Raw genomic sequence first — 16,195 nt, 5'->3', positions numbered from 1 at the left:
TCTCACCTGTATTTACTGTGCTTGCATTGCAAAATTAATTTCATCGTAGCTAAACCCTCGATACATTAAGTAGCGCACGCGCTTAGCTTTGTCTTTGTAATCGAGATTTGGCGGTGTATCCGAATATTTTTTGTTGTACGCGTCCTGCGCCAGCTCAAACCAATCTATTTCAAGCTCTTCAACTACTCTTTCAAGTAGCGAACGGTCAATCCCTTTGCCCATGGCTTCGCTTTGAATACGCTTAAGCCCGTGGCATTTAAATATGTGTTTTCTTACAAAGCCTTCACAGTATCGCTGCTCATTAATAAAATTGTGCTCTTCGCACCAATTAAGCAGGTTTTCGATAAACTCGTCTGTGGCTTCTTTTTGCTGTAGTTTTTGCGTTAACTCACGGCGCGAATACTCTTGGCGCCCTAGTAACCAAAGTACATAATTTTTTAGCTTTTGCTTTAACTTATCATCCATTAAGCGTCAAAACGCCCGCTTGTTTCACTACTAAGTGGCTTAACGTTGCTATCGTCACTTGGTGGCACAATAGGCATAAAAATAGCCTGATAAGATACAAAAAAGCTAATGTAGCAAATTGGCATTAAAATCAATAGTGGTAAGAACGATAAGAACATAGAAAGCGCCATAAATAATGCGCAAATAACGCCAAAAACGCCAAGTGGCAAAATATTATGGTAAAACACCATTAACGACTTTTTAAGTGCCGTTAAAATACGTGCTTCTTTACTAAAGTAAACAAGCGGTACAGCGTACGCAAATGCCGTTAGGTAAATAAGCATCGCCATAAAAAATAAAATAACGTTAGCGCCAGATATACTCTCAAGCATTTGCTCAAGTGCTACGTTTGGATCAAGCCCTGGCTGGCTCATAACAGCCACTGCATCGGCAAATAAACCATTAGCAAGTAACGCCATTAAAATACCCGCACCCATTTGATAAAGCGCTAAGCGCAGTAACCCTAAACGATTCCCCTTTGCCGAAAACGGTTTGAGTATATCGGCCAGCATAATTTTACCGCCTTGCTGCTTTGTAAGCACCGCCTGATAAAAGCCAGCGGTTAAAAACGGCGTAGCTAGTGCTGCAACAACTTGCAGTACAGGTAAAAATAAAGACAGTAGCCCTACAATGCCAATAAATAAATGCATAAAAATAAAGGTTGCTGGCTGGGTTTTAAAAATAAGCCATCCGGCTTTAAACCACTTTAGGCCTGCATCAGCTTTAAAAATTCGTAATTCTGTAGACATACTTGCTCTTAATTTAAAACGAAACACGCCAAGTATAACTTGGCGTGAGGGGGGATTAATAGACAGAACGCAATTAAATACTTAAGGTTTTTTAATTTTCTTAATGTCTAGCATGTGCGCGCCGTGCTTAATTTTAGTTTCTAGGTACGACTTGTTACCTGCAACACCCGCTTTAATGTGTGCATGAGTACCAATAACTGAATCAACCTCAATACCCGCATCCCTGAGTGCATTAAGCTTTTTAGGGTTATTAGTCATTAATTTAACGTGGCTTAAGTTAAGCGCATTAAGCATTAACACCGCATCCGAAAAATCACGTAAATCGTCGGCAAAGCCTAAGTGGTTATTAGCCTCGTAGGTGTTCATACCTTGCGATTGAAGTACATAGGCATCAATTTTATTGTACAAACCAATACCGCGCCCTTCTTGGCGCAAATATAGTAAAACACCGCCTTTTTCGTGCATCATTTCAATACATTCATTTAATTGCTCACCGCAATCACAACGTGACGAATGAAATACATCCCCTGTTAAACACTCAGAGTGCATACGAATAAGCGGCACAGCTTGCTCGGTATCGGCGTTGTTAAACACCATAGCAATATGCTCTTGGCCGTCTTTTAAGTCAGTAAACGACACTATTTCTGCAGGGATATCACTGTTTTTGCCAACATTAAGCTGGACTCTTGCTCTTACTTGCGCCACGACAAATCCAAATATTTAAATAACTACGACACGATAAGGTGATAATATCACAAACGTTTAAATTTAGATCGTAGTACAACATTGTTTATCGCAATTATATGGCGACGACAGCCGTTGTTTTCAATGATTAACCGCAATTTAAAACGCCCTCAACAAATGAGTTAAGCATTTACGTTCATTTACCCATTTTAATGACAACCATTCTTATTTGGTGTACGTTACTATAAAGTATGAATATTAATAGGGATTATTATGAAGCCACAGCAACTCGCCTTATTTGTTGGTTTAAGTTTATCAGCGCTAAGCGCAACTACTTTAAGCACCCAAGCACTAGCTAGCCAAGCAAACGACCCTCAACGTGTTTTTAGCCAAGCATACAAAAATTACTTAGCTGCCGTTAAAGCAGACGAAAATGTACAACAAGCTGCAGAACTTGCTTACACTTCAGGTAAAGCTGTTTATGGTAAAAACGACGACAACACCGCTAATTTAGCAATTAACTACGCTAAGGCGATTAATGGCTATGGGACAGAGCTAACTGAGCAACGCTTTAATCTCTATAAAGAAGCACATACCATTTTGGCAGGTAATCATGGGGAGCAATCTGTAGAAGTTATTGATGCTTTATTTGGTCAGGCAAACTTCGCTCCATCGGCTTATCAAGCAGATAACTATTTAGAACAAATAATTGAAATAGCCGAAACACAAAACAACCCTAAGTTTGTAGCCGACATGAAGCTAGAAGCGGCAACGCTGCTTGCTAAAAAGCATAGCCACAAAAAATACCGTGAAGCCAAAAACTACCTAGAAGCCGCCGACGAATACTACCGAGAAAACGTACCTAATGGCTCAGTAGAACAAATTAAGGCCGATTTTCTAATGGCTTCTTTTGCCGAAGGCAGAAAAAGATACAGCCAAGCCATTGAGCGCTTAAACAACATAGTTACCGTGTTTGACGAAAACTTAAGCTTTGATCACAGTGCAGAGCTAACAGCACATTCGCGTCTTGTTAGCCTGTACGAAAAGCAGGGCAAAAGCGACGAAGCAACTAAGCATTGCCTAGCTATTGCCCAAATGGTGCCTTGGAAAGAATCGCAACAGCAAACACCGCTCTACCGTGTTCATCCTGAGTACCCTAAAAATAAAGCTAGATTTCGTAGCGATGGTAGCGTTGTTATGGAGTTTGAAGTAGATACTGCAGGCTTTGTTAAAAACCCTAAAGTACTTAGTTCAGAAGGTGGCAGCGCATTTGAAAAGTCAGCTCAAGCTGCCATAGAACAATGGCGTTACGCGCCAAAGTTTGAAGATGGCAAACCGGTTAGCGCTGTAACTCAGGTGCAACTCGACTTTAAAATTAACCGATAAGCTAAAATATAAAAAAAGCACCATTTGGCGCTTTTTAAATTTATAAATTAGTTCTAAATCTTAGCGAGTATTTTATCGCTTGCCGCTTCTATTAAATCAAGTACATTTTCAAAACCATCATCGCCGCCGTAGTATGGGTCGGGTATAGCGCTTTGGCTTTGCTCGCCGTATTCTAAAAACAATGCCAGCTTGTAATGTAAATGGGTGGGGCATTGCGCTTTTAAGTCAGCTAAGTTTTGTGTGTCGGCCGCTAATATTAAATCAAATTCAGTAAAATCGCTGCTGCGCACTGGGCGCGAAAAAAGTCCTTTAAAGCTATAACCGCGTTTTTCACCCGCAGCCATTGAGCGGCTATCTGGCGTTTTACCTTCGTGGTAGCCAATAGTCCCTGCCGAGTCGACTTTTACCTCAACACCTAATTTTTTAGCACGCGCTTTTAACACAGCCTCTGCGGTTGGCGAGCGGCAAATATTACCTAAACACACTATAAGTACTTTTTTCATCAGGGCTTGCTCCTTAAAACTAACTTTAAAACTGTTTTAAAACTGCTTTAAAATATTCGCATCATACTCATCAGCATTAAGCGTAACGTTATACTTTGCAGCCACACTATCAAGCTCAGTTTGCTTTATGGCTAATTCGTCCATGGTAATAGTGTTATCGTCTAGCTGCCATAAAAGTCGTGAGCCCGCATAACTGTAATGAATAGCTAACAGTGCATTGGCATTGCCTTCGCGCCCTGCTGCTTTTAGTTTTGGCATTTTACGGGTTATTTTATTAAGCGCTTGTTTAAGCTCCCACACATATACCACTTCGGTCATAAAACTATGGGTACGGTATTTATTTAACAGCCAGCCAATGGCCAAACTTGTTATAACAACACCGGTTAAATTCCAATGAAAGTGACTCCCGCTTTCATCAGGAAACAACGCAATTAACGTTTGCGATATAGCCAAGCTGCCAACAGCTAAACCCGCCGCACACCCTGCAATTACCCGATTTAAATGTTTGCGGTAACGTGCTTTATCTATTTGTATGAGTTGCATAACAGCCTAAAAAATTAATAAGTAAAAATATAGCGAACGCTATTGTAACTAAACCCCGCAATTTTTATAAAATTATTTAACCCCTTTTTGATTTGCCCCCCGTTATAGCTTTTAAATAACCCAAATAAGTTTACTCGGAGCGGCTTATGCACACACTTGAAGTACCTAATAACTCAGCATTTATTAAAACATCAACCGCCGTAATTGGCGGTGCAGTAATGACCTTTGCGGCTTTTGCGTTTATGCAATATTTAATATCTGGCGAGCAGCGCGCGCCTATTAAACCAGGTGGCGATATTATTGTAGAAATTTTTCAGGCACCAGAGGATAAACAAACAACCACCATAAAAAGAATACCACCACCGCCAATGCCTAAAGTGCCGCCAAAAGCACCACCGCGAGTTTCACCCAGTGCCGATCCAATTATGGCAATAAACACTGCCCCACCATTAATAATGGACAGCTTTGGAGATGATATAAATAGCACCATTAACCGCCCTACCGGGGATGCAACACCCATAGTGCGCATAAACCCTAAATACCCAACTACAGCAGCGCGCGATGGCATAGAAGGCTGGGTGCAACTAAGCTTTAGCATTTCGCCAACGGGGGAGGTAATTGACCCTGTAGTTATTAACGCCGAACCAAAACGCACCTTTGATCGCGAGGCAATAAGAGCTATTAAACGCTGGAAATATCGCCCCAAAGTAATTGAAGGTGTGGCACAATTACAAACAGGTCAAACTGTACAGCTCGATTTTAAATTAGATAACTCTATTTAACGGACTAAACGCCTATGCTACTCAGTATTAAGTCATGGTTATTTGAAACGCCAAGCAAGGACTGCATGGCAAGTTACGCAAAAAGTGGCGACAATCGTTACTTAGAGCAGCTTATTGCCCTCTACAGTAACGACTTATACCACTACCTTGTTACGCAATCTAATACGCATTTAGCATACGATGCAAGCCAACAAACATGGCTAAAGGTAATCGAAAAACGCCACCTTTACCAAGCGCAAACCACGCCCAAAGCGTGGTTGTTTAAACTTGCCCGCAACACACTTATAGACGAATACCGCAAACAGCAGCGCTTTGTAGAACTTGACGAAAACACTCATCTACCCGCGCAGCAAAATGAGCAAAGCAATATAAGCTATCAAGCATTCGATAATGCACTTAAACAGCTAAGCTTTGTACAGCGCGAAGCCATTACCTTACAACAAGAAGGCTTTAGCCTTGCCGACATAGCGCTTATAACGCAAAGCAACCATGAGAGCGTAAAAACAAGGCTGCGCTATGCCAAGCAAAACATTAAACGTTTATTAGGAGCAAACAATGAACAAGCCTGATGAGCAGTTTGACCAAAAGCTCACTCAACACTACAAAGAGCGAAAAGCACGCACTACACTCAGCGCTTCCCAGCAAAAAGCGTTACTTAATAATGCCAGCCATAAAAAGCCCTCAAGGCTTAGTTTTACGCTACAGTTAACCAGCCTTGCCTGCGCACTGGGCGTATTCGCATTTATTGTGTTTGATAGCAGCAATGGCATTAACTACGCACCTAAAACGGTGCTTAACAGCTCATTTAAAACTATAGACATTCACGACTACTCAATTATTAAAACCCACGAAATAACCCCATCGGGCAGTTACACAAGCGCCATTACCGAGCAAAAACATGCACTCGATACTCAGCATGCTAATAGCTTGCGCTTACACCAACAACGCCACATAGAATACGGCACGCTCGTAAAGGTAGATAACGACTGGTACATAGCCAGCTGTAATGACGAGGTACTAGTGCAAATTAAGCAGTCACTGCTCAGTGATTTAAAGGGTAAACATGCGGTAGAAAGTGGTCTAAATACAGGTGATATGTTGGCTATGGCTCACAACGGTAAAGGGCAGATTATAGCGCTTAAGCATGCGGGCGCTGGAGTTAGGCAGTGTGGAGCTTAGGTGGTTTAGCTCAGTTAAGGTTAGTGGTAATTTAGATAAATTACCACCGAGAACACTGAGGCGCTTCGCGCTGCACAGAGGAAAAATTACTACATAGCTAACTTTATTCACCTTCATTAACAAAAGCTTTAAATAATACTCTATAAAAACTAGAAGACAGCCGAATCTTCATCTGGATTTTTGTTTACAGCAGGTATAGTCATTTCTGAAAATACGGTTTTTAACGCATTTGATGTCATTTCACTTTGAATTTTATCACAATTTATTTCAGCTTTAGTTTTCGTATTTCGGGGTATAAAATTAACCTTATGTTTTTTTAAACAGCTAAATACCTTGTCAGTATAAGGTTCATCAATTAACAGGTCTTTTAGGTATAATTGATAAAGTAATAGCCAATAACTATCTTTTTCATAGTTATCATCACTAGCAATTATAGTATTCGCAAATTCAACTATCATTGCGTTGAAGTCATGCATCTCTAGTAGCAAAGTAATTGCAACGCAATCACCACTCGCAATGACCTTTTCAGCAGTTTCCTTTTTTGGTATGACGTTATTAGTTAGCATTGTATGAAGAGGCCAAGACATGCCATCAGACCTGAACTTATCAGCATTTTCTTGTATTATTACATTTAATTGCTGTTCAAAACCCCCTGCATTTATTTCTGCTTTTTCTAATAGCTTATCGAATAGCGGAAGTAAAACTGGATAATGCCAAGCAAGGTTCAGAAGAGCTTCTAATAAACTTATATTCGCATTTTCATCTAAATAATTAATGATTAACGACGTTGCGTACTTTAATACACTTCCATCTGGCGTGCTTTTATTAATTCCAATAGCTTTATTTAAAAACGTAAGCGCTTCGTCAGCAGAAATTTTTGGCTCGTTTTCTCCTGCGTTACCTAAACGGCTTGGTAATGCACTTTTTAAATCTAGCACCCACTCATCTTCAAAAGCTGCTGGTAATTCTATTATTGATGTTTTCTTTAAGTTTAGTGTTAACTTATAAATAGCGAGAGAGTTGGCTAAATCTTGAATGAAGTTTTGAGCGTCCTCGCTAGTCACGCAATAGCAAGTATAATCGTCAATGTATCTATGGAACACATAACCTTTACTTTTTAAGGCTCCATCAACTTTGCCTAAGATTAACTCGCTCACAATACTAGAGGCTGCAGAACCTATTGGTATTCCCTGAGTTTCATTACGCTTAGTTTTTCGTTGGTAGGTATCTAAACGATTAAACCATTTTTTGCTTTTTTGTTGTGCTTTAGCCTCTTTAACTCCAACAGCAGCCCATGCAATTGAATGAGAATAAATACTATTAAAACAGTTAGCTATATCAGTGTGAACTCTAAATCGTTTTGCAAAAGAAGAAGTATGGGAGCGACTAATTTTTACGAATGGCTCTTCGTAATTCATTACAACTAATCGCTTTTCACTTTGGTGAAACTCAGGCTTAATTATACTATTTTCGTTCTCAGTAACACATTTCAGCTCCCCCCAATTATCATGTATACACTTGGCTAGTGATGAGTAAGCTCTAGGATGAACAAGTCCCAGTACTCTAGGCACGTTATTATATCTTGTAGCCTTATATTCAACTAAGTCGTAACCAGATCTGCCATTAGACTCTTCAAGCTTAGAAATAGCCTCTGCCACCTCAGGTGTAAATTGCCTCGTATCGAGACTCGGTGGTAACTCACCTATATTTGCTCGTTGATTTGGAAAATAGTTATACCTAGTTAGAGCCTCATATAAAGATCTCTTATCATCTGTATCCCCAAGAATTTGACTCATATCATTCCTTTGTATTTATTATCTCGTTAGTTTATTTGAAACCGCCCTAGGTAAAAGAAAACCCTTAAAGGCTACAGCTTTAAAAGTCGTTGTTCTGGATTGTGTAAGTACTTTAAGCCGATGGTCACTATACGTGTATGTACCATTGTTATAACGCGTAGTTGAACATTACCAATAACCACAATTGACCCTTTACTGATTTCTCCTGAGAGCTTTTGGTTGATCACCTCTTCCAAGCTTATGCCCTCTGGCGCGTCTATTTTCATGTGATATGAGTAAAATATATCGCCTACTAACGTAACCCCTTTCACTTTAAGTTCGTTGCGCGCTAAGTGGCTATCTTGGTGGTTTGTTTTATCGGTTGCTGTAAAAACTAAATCAACAAAAGGTCTGTTAGCGGGTTTTAAAACAACAAATAAATGATCGTTTGGTTTTAACTTAGTAGAGCCGCGTGGCGGTATGATTGAAGGCCCTCGTGTGATCATGGCTACAACTACACTTTCTGGCAGTGCAGCATGTGACAAACTGCGCCCAGAAACGCGAGAAACCTCACTTAACGTGTACTCTACAATTTCTATATCAATATCGTTTAAGGCGGTAATTTCGAGCGTTGCAGCTGCTAAATCGGGTGGCGGCTCTATTAAACTTAACTTTTTAGCCATCCAAGGCATAGTTGAGCCTTGCAACGTGGCCGAGATTAACACCACGAAAAAAACCACATTAAAAATAAGCTCCGCCCCTGAAAGGCCAAACAACAGTGGGAATATAGCTAAAATAATCGGCACTGAGCCTCTAAGGCCTACCCAAGATACGAACAACGTTTCGCGATTATTAAAACCAAACAGTTTTAAAATAGGCGCAACAGCTAGTGGCCTCGCTACAAAAATAAGGGCCAGTGCAATTAACAACCCTTCTAGCCATACATCAACCAACGACGACGGGTTAATAAGGAGTCCTAACACAACAAACATGGTTATTTGCCCTAGCCACGCTAAACCGTCATGAAACAGAAAAATACCGCGTTTATATACAAATTTACTGTTACCTAAAATAACGCCTGTTATAAATACAGCTAAAAAGCCACTGCCGCCGAGCGTTGCAGAAAGACCAAAAGAAAGCAGTCCAAATGCGGTTACCATCACTAAATACAAACCCGATGCATTTAATTTTATTCGATTAATAAACCACACCGACACCTTACCAATTAAAAACCCACAAACGGCACCTACGCCCATTTGCTGGGCAAATAACTGCAGTAAACCCAGCCCTATTGGCATGTCGTTCACTAGCATTTCGAGCAAACCAACCGTTAAAAAAATAGCCATTGGGTCGTTCGAGGCACTTTCTATTTCAAGGGTTGATTTAAGTTTTTTATTAAGGTGAATACCGGCGCTACGTAAAAGAGCAAACACGGCTGCGGCATCAGTAGAGCCAACAATAGCCCCAAGTAAAACACCTTGTAATATGGGCAGGTCTAAAATATAAGTGGCCACAAGGCCTGTAATTACAGCCGTTAATAACACCCCGACTGTTGCTAAAGCCGAAGCAGGTTTCCACACTTGTTTAATTGAACTGGTAGGTGTTTGTAAGCCCCCATCAAATAGGATAATGGCAAGCGCGAGAGTACCCAGAGCATGCGCAGCCTCTGCGTTATCAAACGATATGCCGGCAATACCGTCTTCACCTGCCAGCATGCCCACCAGTAAAAATAGCACGAGCACTGGTAAGCCAACGCGAGCAGAGAGCTTGCTCGAGATAACCCCTAGTAAAATTAAAATGGCACTAACGAGAATGATATTATCAATTACAAACATAGTGTGGGTTTACTGCCTTGTATGAGTTAAAAAGTAAGAATTTATAGCTACCAAAAAGCTTAAAGCTCATGCTATACAATAACCTAAAAAATATAAATACGGGTACTTAAGTCTATAATTAAATGCTTTAGATTAAGTTAGTGAGTTATTAGAGTTGGTATTACTAAGTTGGATATTTGGATTATTTGTTTTTAAACAAAAAAACCTGCAGTTATGCAGGCTTTTGAGTATTAAAGTAACGTGTATTTATAACACTATTATGCTTGTTACTAAGTACGCTATAAACGTCAATGCGCCGCCGAATAATGCATACGGTAGCTGCGTTTTAACGTGGGTGAGCAAATCACAACCCGAGGCGAGTGCTGATACGGCGCTGGTGTCGGATATAGGCGAGCAGTGATCGCCAAATATGCCGCCACCTAAAATAGCGCCTACTACAAGTGAAGGCGGTAAGCCAAGCTCTTGAATAAGTGGTACGCCAATAGGGATGAGTATGGCAAATGTGCCCCACGATGTACCCGTAGTAAACGACATAACCGCACCCGTTAAAAACAGCACAGGTACAATTAGGTAAATGGGTAAGTAGTCGCCTACTAGCGATGCTACAAATACGCCGGTACCTAGCTCTTTTAAGCTTGCGCCCAGTGTAAGTGAAAGCAATACAATGCTCACCAGAGGTAATAGCTCGCCCATGCCTTTAAAGCCGGTGTCTACTAATTGATGGTGGGTAAATTGGCGTGAGCTAATCATTAAAGCATAAGCAACCACAATGGCTAACACGGTTGCATATAAAACAGATTTAGAGCCGCTACCTTCTGCTAATACGCCGTTACCGGTGTAAAACATAAAGCCTACCATGCTCACAATAAGCGTGACTAAAGGCACGAGCATGTAACGCGCTTTAGAGCCTTTTACTTCTTCTTTTAGGTCGGTTTTTTGCAGCTCTAGCTTTTGCTCGGCTTCTTTCATTGGGCCGTGTACTTTATCAAACGCGATAGTGTAAAACACAATGACTAAGGTGATAATGGCGTAAAAGTTATACCCTACGCTACCCCATAAAATAGAAACTGCCGATTCGCTTAGCTCGTAATTGCCAAGTAAGCCCAGCACAAATGCGCCCCAGCCGTTAAGCAGTATTAAAATACATACAGGCGCACTGGTGCTATCAATAATGTAAGCAAGACGCGCTCGGCTCATTTTAAATTTGTCGAACAGGCCGCGTGATACAATACCTGAGGTTAGTACACTTAGGTTTGACTCTATAAATACTGCGATGCCGGTAAACATGGTTAAAAAGCCTACTTGGCGCTTACTTTTTGCAATGCCTTTGTTCATTAGCATATTAACGGTGGCTGCTACGCCGCCAGATTCGCGAATATAAGCCAGCAAGGCACCAATCATAATACTAAATATTAAAATGCGGGTGTTACCTGGCGAGCTGGCTACCGATATTATGCGCTCAATGGTATTTAAAAATGTAGCAAATAAGGTATTACCCTCGCCTTGTATTGCGAGTAAAAGTTCTGATGAAGCCACGGCCACCAAAAGTGCCATTATTACTTCTTTGCGCCAAAACACGATGGCGATAGCAATGAGCGGCGGTAATATAGAATACCAAGACATAAGTTAACCTTTATTAATAGCGAAGTGCTTTCGCTTATTCACGTTTAAACGCTTATTTTGCAGGCCGTTTTAAAAATGTGGCCTGAATTTGTAAACCGCTTAGCTTAATGGATTGCCTTAGTTAAGTCACCTGTAAATAAATCACTTAAGGCACTGCACTTAGGCCGTTTTAACCTAAACGATAATTTATTGATTTAGTAGTGCTTCGTAAATAAGCGATACCACCGAGCCATATTGCGCCGTCTCGTATTGTTTGCCCAAAAACTGGTAATGTTTTTGGCTTCCTTTTATTTTTGTGTGGCGCGCATTGGTCAATAAAATAATGGCTAAATCGTACGTTGGGTCAATTACGGTAACTGTGCCCGTCCAACCGGTGTGTCCATACGCCTGTGCACTTGCGTAAGGGCCAAAGTGCCAACGCCTAGCTTGGTTGTTACCTGCAAGCCTAAAACCAAGGCCGTAGGTTTCGTTGTTTAATTGTGGCGTTAAAAACTGCGCTAAGGTTGATGCGCTAAATAACTGGTTATTGCCAAAGCCACCTTGGTTTAATAGCACTTGGCTAAGTACGGCTAAATCGGGCGCATTACTAAATAAACCAGCATGCCCTGCTACGCCATCAAACGAATAAAATGCCCGCTCGTCGTGCACTTCGCCTTGCAAAACATTGGTGCGAATATTATCAAATTCAATTCGCCCATCACGGGTGTTACCGCTAAGCTCGGTAGCTGCAAATTCAGAGCGTATAAAGCCCTTTTTAAGTGGGTTAAATACCGTATTGGTCAGTTTAAGTGGGGCGTAAATGTGTTGCTCTAGGTAGTCATCAAGTGGTTGCCCGGTTATACGCTCGACCAGTACACCTAAAATCATATAATCAATATCGGAGTAAACGGCTTGTGCGGGGTATTTATTACTTAGCGGTACTTGCGTAAGTAACAGCTGCTTTGTGGTTTGGCTATTTTGCGAAAAATACGCATCGCCAGTTTTAGCACCTTTACGATGAAAATCAAACACAGGCGGGTAACCCGCAGTATGCGTAAGTAAATTTTTAACTGTGCGCAGCTCGCGCCCATCGCCTTTGTATTCGGGTAAGTAACTTTGCACGGGCTTGTTTATATTTAAAAGCCCTTCGCTTACTAGTTTCATTAGGGCAAAGTTAGGGGCAAATATTTTGGTGTTAGAGGCTAAATCAAACAGAGTGTGTGTTTGCATTGGCTCTGGGCGTAGTAGCATTAAATCACTTTGTTGGTACTGCTTGGCATCACCATAGGCGCTAAGCTTTATGAGTTCGCCACTTTTTACAACGGCTAATACTGCCCCCGGAAAACCTGCTTTTACGTCTTTTTCAATAAGGGCATCGACCTGGCTAAAGTCTATGTTACTTTGCGCAGCGGTATTTAACGTCGGAAACTCAAAGCGCAAGGTAAGGCTTGCGCCTTTAGGTTTAATATTTTCAACCTTAAACGTATTTACCCCGTTGTGGGTGCGCCTTGCTAGCGAATACTCATATAAAGTATTAGCGGCTAATTGGTTGGTAATATTAAGCTTTTGGTTATTTATAAAAATATCGGCGCTTATCGCGTTATTATTTTGAATTAATAACTGCCCTCGCCCTTTATACGCTTTAAATGTGCCACGGTTATTTACGTATTCACGACTACTTGGGTTAGCTTCAGGAAAAGTGACCACTACTTGCGCATTTGGAAGCGTTACTAATTTACTCTGCTTAAGCTCACTCGCTGCAAAGTCATTAGCCTTGTTGCTACTACACGCTGCAAGTGCAAGGCCCATAAGTGCGACTAAAGCTGCTTTAAAATAAGTGCTTATTTTTGTGTTTATTACTAACGCCATTTATAACCCTTACTTGTATAGTAAATATGGCGCTCGTTGCTTTTTAAATGCCTCAAGCCCTTGCTGCCAACTTTGTTTTATTTGTGCCTCTGATTGCCCTGCTTCAATAGCTAAACGTAGTTTGTTAGTGCCAGCCAATTTATCCATAAAATCAGCGCGTTCAAAAAAGGTAATATTATTTTTAGTTAATTTATTATAAGCCGTAATTAAATAACTTAAATCAAGCCCGCGCGTGTTTGCTGTGCGTAAATCGAGGCCTTTTACAGGGGTATTTTTAAATTTAGGGTTTGCTGCCGCGCCTTTAATAGAGCGCGGTGTAAAACTAAAACCTCCAAGCGCAACGGGCGAGTAGCCAATTACTTGAAACGCAAAGTCGGAGCCTCTGCCAATACTTATTGGCGTTGCCTCAAAAAAGCAAAGCGACGGATAAAGCGCGATTGATTGATCGTTCGGTAAATTAGGGCTGGGTTTTACAGGTAAACTGTAGGATGTTGAGCGTGTGTAATGAGCAACCGGGATCACTGTAAGTTTTAAATCAGCCGCTTTATTGATCCAGCTTTCGCCTTTGATCATTTTTGCAAGCTCGCCTACCGACATGCCATGCAGCACGGGGATTGGGTGCATACCTACAAACGATTTAAACTGGCGCTCAAGTATTGGCCCATCCACATAGGCAATATTGGGGTTTGGCCTATCAAGTACAATAAACTCAATACCTTGCTCGGCTGCAGCTTCCATCATGTAATGCATAGAGCTTATGTAGGTATAAAAGCGCACGCCCACATCTTGTATATCAAAAATAATAACATCTACATTGCTAAGAGCTTCGGCGCTTGGTTTTTTGTTTTTGCCATAAATAGAAATAAGTGGGATACCAGTTTTGCTATCAACTGCATTTTTAACATGGGCACCGGCATCGTGATCGCCTCTAAAGCCATGTTCAGGTGCAAATATTTTGGTTATGTTTATATTTTTAGTGAGTAAGGCATCTACTAAATGCGTGTTAGCGACAAGTGATGTTTGGTTTACTACAAGGCCAATACTTTTATTTTTTAATTGTGGTAAATAATGTGCGAACTGCGCAGCGCCAACAACGGGCGAATTTTGCGCTTCGCTTTGCTTAGCGCTCACATTAAATAAGCTGCTAAATAGTAATACAAAGATGATAAATACGGCTTTAAACATACAGCAAGATCCTTTTAAACAAGGTGTTTAAAATACCACAGCTTAAGTTAAAGAGCAGTGAATGGTTTTGAGTGGATACGTAACTAATTAAAAGTTGCACTTCTCTCGTTAACAAGTTCTGCGTCTACGGTAATTTAAGTCATAGTTTAAGGTTTGCCGTAGGCGCTCAGCTTGCTGGCGCGACGAGCATCGCTCGTAAATGGTTTTGGGTAGATACGTAAGTAATTAGAAGCTGCGCTTCTCACGCGAACAAGTTCTGCGTCTACGCTGAAGTTTTTAACAGAAGTGTTTGTTTGGCTTAACTGAAAACTTTCTCAAATTTCAGGCACAAAAAAACCGACTTAGTGTCGGCTTATGTATGAAAGTGGTGGGCGCAGGACGTATCTTCTAAGAGTGAACCTCTGACCGCTTGGTTCGCAGTAAGCTAGTTTATCTATATCTACGCTTTACTTTATTTCAGACACAAAAAAACCGACTTAATGTCGGCTTATGTATGAAAGTGGTGGGCGCAGGAGGATTCGAACCTCCGACCGCCTGGTTCGTAGCCAGGTACTCTATCCAGCTGAGCTATGCGCCCACTTTCATTTTTTACTTGTTTATACTCTAAGCAGAGTTAATAAAAGTGGTGGGCGCAGGAGGATTCGAACCTCCGACCGCCTGGTTCGTAGCCAGGTACTCTATCCAGCTGAGCTATGCGCCCACTTTTATTTTTTGCTTGTTTATACTCTAAGCAGAGTGTGTAAAGAGTGGTGGGCGCAGGAGGATTCGAACCTCCGACCGCCTGGTTCGTAGCCAGGTACTCTATCCAGCTGAGCTATGCGCCCATCTTTACTTTTTACAAGACTCGCCATTAAAAGAAATGGTGGAGAGGGAGGGATTCGAACCCTCGATAGAGCTACAAACTCTATACTCCCTTAGCAGGGGAGCTCCTTCGGCCACTCGGACACCTCTCCGTCTTGTGGGGCGTATAATAAAGATTTCAGAAAATATGTCAAACACTTTTCTGCCAAATATGTCTATATGGTTATAGATTGCACATATGTTTGGTTTTAAAGTGTAATTAGTTTGAAAATTAAGCGGCTTATGTGTTTTTGTCGGCAGGATTAACACCTAGCACAGGCACTAACTCATCTGTTAAATTAGCTAAATACTGTTCTTGGTAACCCAATTGTTGAAATTCAGCTATGCAAGCACGGTAATAAGCTTCTCGCTCTTGCTCTGTGGTGCTCACTTCTGAAAAATCTTCTGTGCGTTTATTTTTCATATTATTACTCTAAGTCCTTTAGATATTTAATATTTAACTAGCAAATACGAAGCCGTATAAATTTTGGGCGTATTCTAGCTAAAAAGCTTACATAAATACAACACATGTTTAAAAAACAACCATAATAAAAAGTTATAACACTACTATTTATAATGCTAACAACTAGTTATAACCATAAAGGTTTTAAGCTGAATTTTATATTAACCAGCATTAATAACTGCATTTAAATTTTATTGTAGTACTAATTAATTAAAAAACAAAAATTCGCTTAATAAAAAGAAAAAAAACACCGCTAGTTAGCGGTGTTTTTTAATTCACGTTGTTTTACCAAAAGC

15 protein-coding genes and 4 tRNA genes are annotated in these 16,195 nt (G+C 40.8%); 4 read left to right on the top strand and 15 right to left on the bottom strand.

All coding sequences use genetic code 11. The features are described 5' to 3' along the window. Positions 1-12 precede the first annotated feature (12 nt). From ATS74_RS14230 to ATS74_RS14220, 3 genes are all read right to left on the bottom strand, one after another. The gene (locus ATS74_RS14230) at positions 13-465 is read right to left on the bottom strand and encodes a regulatory protein RecX (RefSeq protein WP_058549530.1); all 453 of its coding nucleotides are present in this window, start codon (positions 463-465) and stop codon (positions 13-15) included. Beyond that, positions 465-1,253: a BPSS1780 family membrane protein gene (locus ATS74_RS14225; RefSeq protein ID WP_058549529.1), complete on the bottom strand. Its 789-nt coding sequence runs from the start codon at positions 1,251-1,253 to the stop codon at positions 465-467. The genes ATS74_RS14230 and ATS74_RS14225 overlap by 1 nt, the downstream gene beginning before the upstream one ends. Before the next feature lie 81 nt (positions 1,254-1,334). Next, on the bottom strand, positions 1,335-1,958 hold the full coding sequence (locus tag ATS74_RS14220) for a GTP cyclohydrolase II (RefSeq protein ID WP_058549528.1): 624 nt from the start codon (positions 1,956-1,958) through the stop codon (positions 1,335-1,337). 252 nt (positions 1,959-2,210) lie between these two features. On the opposite strand from ATS74_RS14220, the gene ATS74_RS14215 reads away from it, so the two are divergent. After that, a complete protein-coding gene (locus ATS74_RS14215) occupies positions 2,211-3,323 on the top strand; it encodes an energy transducer TonB (RefSeq protein WP_058549527.1) in 1,113 nt (370 codons plus the stop codon). Between the two features lie 53 nt (positions 3,324-3,376). Here the strand turns inward: ATS74_RS14215 and ATS74_RS14210 are convergent, their stop codons facing one another. Together ATS74_RS14210 and ATS74_RS14205 are read right to left on the bottom strand one after the other, a co-directional pair. Continuing rightward, on the bottom strand, positions 3,377-3,826 hold the full coding sequence (locus tag ATS74_RS14210; protein ID WP_058549526.1) for a low molecular weight protein-tyrosine-phosphatase: 450 nt from the start codon (positions 3,824-3,826) through the stop codon (positions 3,377-3,379). A 36-nt stretch (positions 3,827-3,862) separates the two neighbouring features. Then, the gene (locus ATS74_RS14205; protein WP_058549525.1) at positions 3,863-4,369 is read right to left on the bottom strand and encodes a DUF3087 domain-containing protein; all 507 of its coding nucleotides are present in this window, start codon (positions 4,367-4,369) and stop codon (positions 3,863-3,865) included. A gap of 146 nt (positions 4,370-4,515) precedes the next feature. Here ATS74_RS14205 and ATS74_RS14200 point away from each other — a divergent pair, with 146 nt between their 5' ends. The 3 genes from ATS74_RS14200 to ATS74_RS14190 are packed head-to-tail and all read left to right on the top strand — an operon-like array spanning position 4,516 to position 6,330. Beyond that, a complete protein-coding gene (locus ATS74_RS14200) occupies positions 4,516-5,151 on the top strand; it encodes an energy transducer TonB (RefSeq protein ID WP_058549524.1) in 636 nt (211 codons plus the stop codon). 14 nt (positions 5,152-5,165) lie between these two features. After that, a complete protein-coding gene (locus ATS74_RS14195; RefSeq protein ID WP_082660606.1) occupies positions 5,166-5,720 on the top strand; it encodes a sigma-70 family RNA polymerase sigma factor in 555 nt (184 codons plus the stop codon). Then, positions 5,707-6,330: a hypothetical protein gene (locus tag ATS74_RS14190; protein WP_058549522.1), complete on the top strand. Its 624-nt coding sequence runs from the start codon at positions 5,707-5,709 to the stop codon at positions 6,328-6,330. Before ATS74_RS14195 ends, ATS74_RS14190 begins: the two co-directional genes overlap by 14 nt. Before the next feature lie 149 nt (positions 6,331-6,479). On the opposite strand, the gene drt4 is transcribed toward ATS74_RS14190, so the two are convergent. From drt4 to ATS74_RS14140, 10 genes are all read right to left on the bottom strand, one after another. Beyond that, complete coding sequence (drt4, locus tag ATS74_RS14185; RefSeq protein WP_058549521.1) at positions 6,480-8,126, bottom strand: antiviral reverse transcriptase Drt4; 1,647 nt, start codon at positions 8,124-8,126, stop codon at positions 6,480-6,482. A 71-nt stretch (positions 8,127-8,197) separates the two neighbouring features. After that, positions 8,198-9,940, bottom strand: a complete 1,743-nt coding sequence (locus ATS74_RS14180; RefSeq protein WP_058549520.1) for a potassium/proton antiporter — start codon at positions 9,938-9,940, stop codon at positions 8,198-8,200. 246 nt (positions 9,941-10,186) lie between these two features. Then, entirely contained in the window at positions 10,187-11,563 is a 1,377-nt protein-coding gene (locus ATS74_RS14175; RefSeq protein WP_058549519.1) for a Na+/H+ antiporter NhaC family protein, read from the bottom strand. A gap of 186 nt (positions 11,564-11,749) precedes the next feature. Further along, the gene (gene pbp4b / locus ATS74_RS14170) at positions 11,750-13,411 is read right to left on the bottom strand and encodes a penicillin binding protein PBP4B (protein WP_152996120.1); all 1,662 of its coding nucleotides are present in this window, start codon (positions 13,409-13,411) and stop codon (positions 11,750-11,752) included. Positions 13,412-13,420: 9 nt separating this feature from the next. After that, positions 13,421-14,596, bottom strand: a complete 1,176-nt coding sequence (locus tag ATS74_RS14165) for an exo-beta-N-acetylmuramidase NamZ family protein (protein WP_058549518.1) — start codon at positions 14,594-14,596, stop codon at positions 13,421-13,423. Between the two features lie 500 nt (positions 14,597-15,096). Then, a tRNA-Arg gene (locus ATS74_RS14160) sits at positions 15,097-15,173 on the bottom strand. A 46-nt stretch (positions 15,174-15,219) separates the two neighbouring features. Continuing rightward, positions 15,220-15,296: transfer RNA gene (locus tag ATS74_RS14155), tRNA-Arg, on the bottom strand. 47 nt (positions 15,297-15,343) lie between these two features. Next, positions 15,344-15,420: transfer RNA gene (locus ATS74_RS14150), tRNA-Arg, on the bottom strand. A 36-nt stretch (positions 15,421-15,456) separates the two neighbouring features. Then, positions 15,457-15,549: transfer RNA gene (locus tag ATS74_RS14145), tRNA-Ser, on the bottom strand. Between the two features lie 128 nt (positions 15,550-15,677). Further along, entirely contained in the window at positions 15,678-15,860 is a 183-nt protein-coding gene (locus tag ATS74_RS14140) for a hypothetical protein (protein ID WP_058549517.1), read from the bottom strand. Between the last annotated feature and the right edge of the window lie 335 nt (positions 15,861-16,195).

The sequence above is a fragment of the Pseudoalteromonas sp. H103 genome, from assembly GCF_001469205.1.
GTDB classification, from domain to species: Bacteria; Pseudomonadota; Gammaproteobacteria; order Enterobacterales; family Alteromonadaceae; genus Pseudoalteromonas; species Pseudoalteromonas carrageenovora.
The sequence above is the reverse complement of the archived record's forward strand: the minus strand, read 5'-3'. Positions and strand labels throughout refer to the sequence as shown.

Bases quoted from the DNA above. Each gene is read 5' to 3' on its own strand.
- ATS74_RS14175 (WP_058549519.1), bottom strand. From the start codon at position 11,563: ATGTCTTGGTATTCTATATTACCGCCGCTCATTGCTATCGCCATCGTG.
- pbp4b (WP_152996120.1), bottom strand. From the start codon at position 13,411: ATGGCGTTAGTAATAAACACAAAAATAAGCACTTATTTTAAAGCAGCT.
- ATS74_RS14190 (WP_058549522.1), top strand. From the start codon at position 5,707: ATGAACAAGCCTGATGAGCAGTTTGACCAAAAGCTCACTCAACACTAC.
- ATS74_RS14205 (WP_058549525.1), bottom strand. From the start codon at position 4,369: ATGCAACTCATACAAATAGATAAAGCACGTTACCGCAAACATTTAAAT.
- ATS74_RS14195 (WP_082660606.1), top strand. From the start codon at position 5,166: ATGCTACTCAGTATTAAGTCATGGTTATTTGAAACGCCAAGCAAGGAC.
- ATS74_RS14140 (WP_058549517.1), bottom strand. From the start codon at position 15,860: ATGAAAAATAAACGCACAGAAGATTTTTCAGAAGTGAGCACCACAGAG.
- ATS74_RS14165 (WP_058549518.1), bottom strand. From the start codon at position 14,596: ATGTTTAAAGCCGTATTTATCATCTTTGTATTACTATTTAGCAGCTTA.
- ATS74_RS14210 (WP_058549526.1), bottom strand. From the start codon at position 3,826: ATGAAAAAAGTACTTATAGTGTGTTTAGGTAATATTTGCCGCTCGCCA.
- ATS74_RS14200 (WP_058549524.1), top strand. From the start codon at position 4,516: ATGCACACACTTGAAGTACCTAATAACTCAGCATTTATTAAAACATCA.
- drt4 (WP_058549521.1), bottom strand. From the start codon at position 8,126: ATGAGTCAAATTCTTGGGGATACAGATGATAAGAGATCTTTATATGAG.
- ATS74_RS14180 (WP_058549520.1), bottom strand. From the start codon at position 9,940: ATGTTTGTAATTGATAATATCATTCTCGTTAGTGCCATTTTAATTTTA.
- ATS74_RS14215 (WP_058549527.1), top strand. From the start codon at position 2,211: ATGAAGCCACAGCAACTCGCCTTATTTGTTGGTTTAAGTTTATCAGCG.
- ATS74_RS14225 (WP_058549529.1), bottom strand. From the start codon at position 1,253: ATGTCTACAGAATTACGAATTTTTAAAGCTGATGCAGGCCTAAAGTGG.
- ATS74_RS14230 (WP_058549530.1), bottom strand. From the start codon at position 465: ATGGATGATAAGTTAAAGCAAAAGCTAAAAAATTATGTACTTTGGTTA.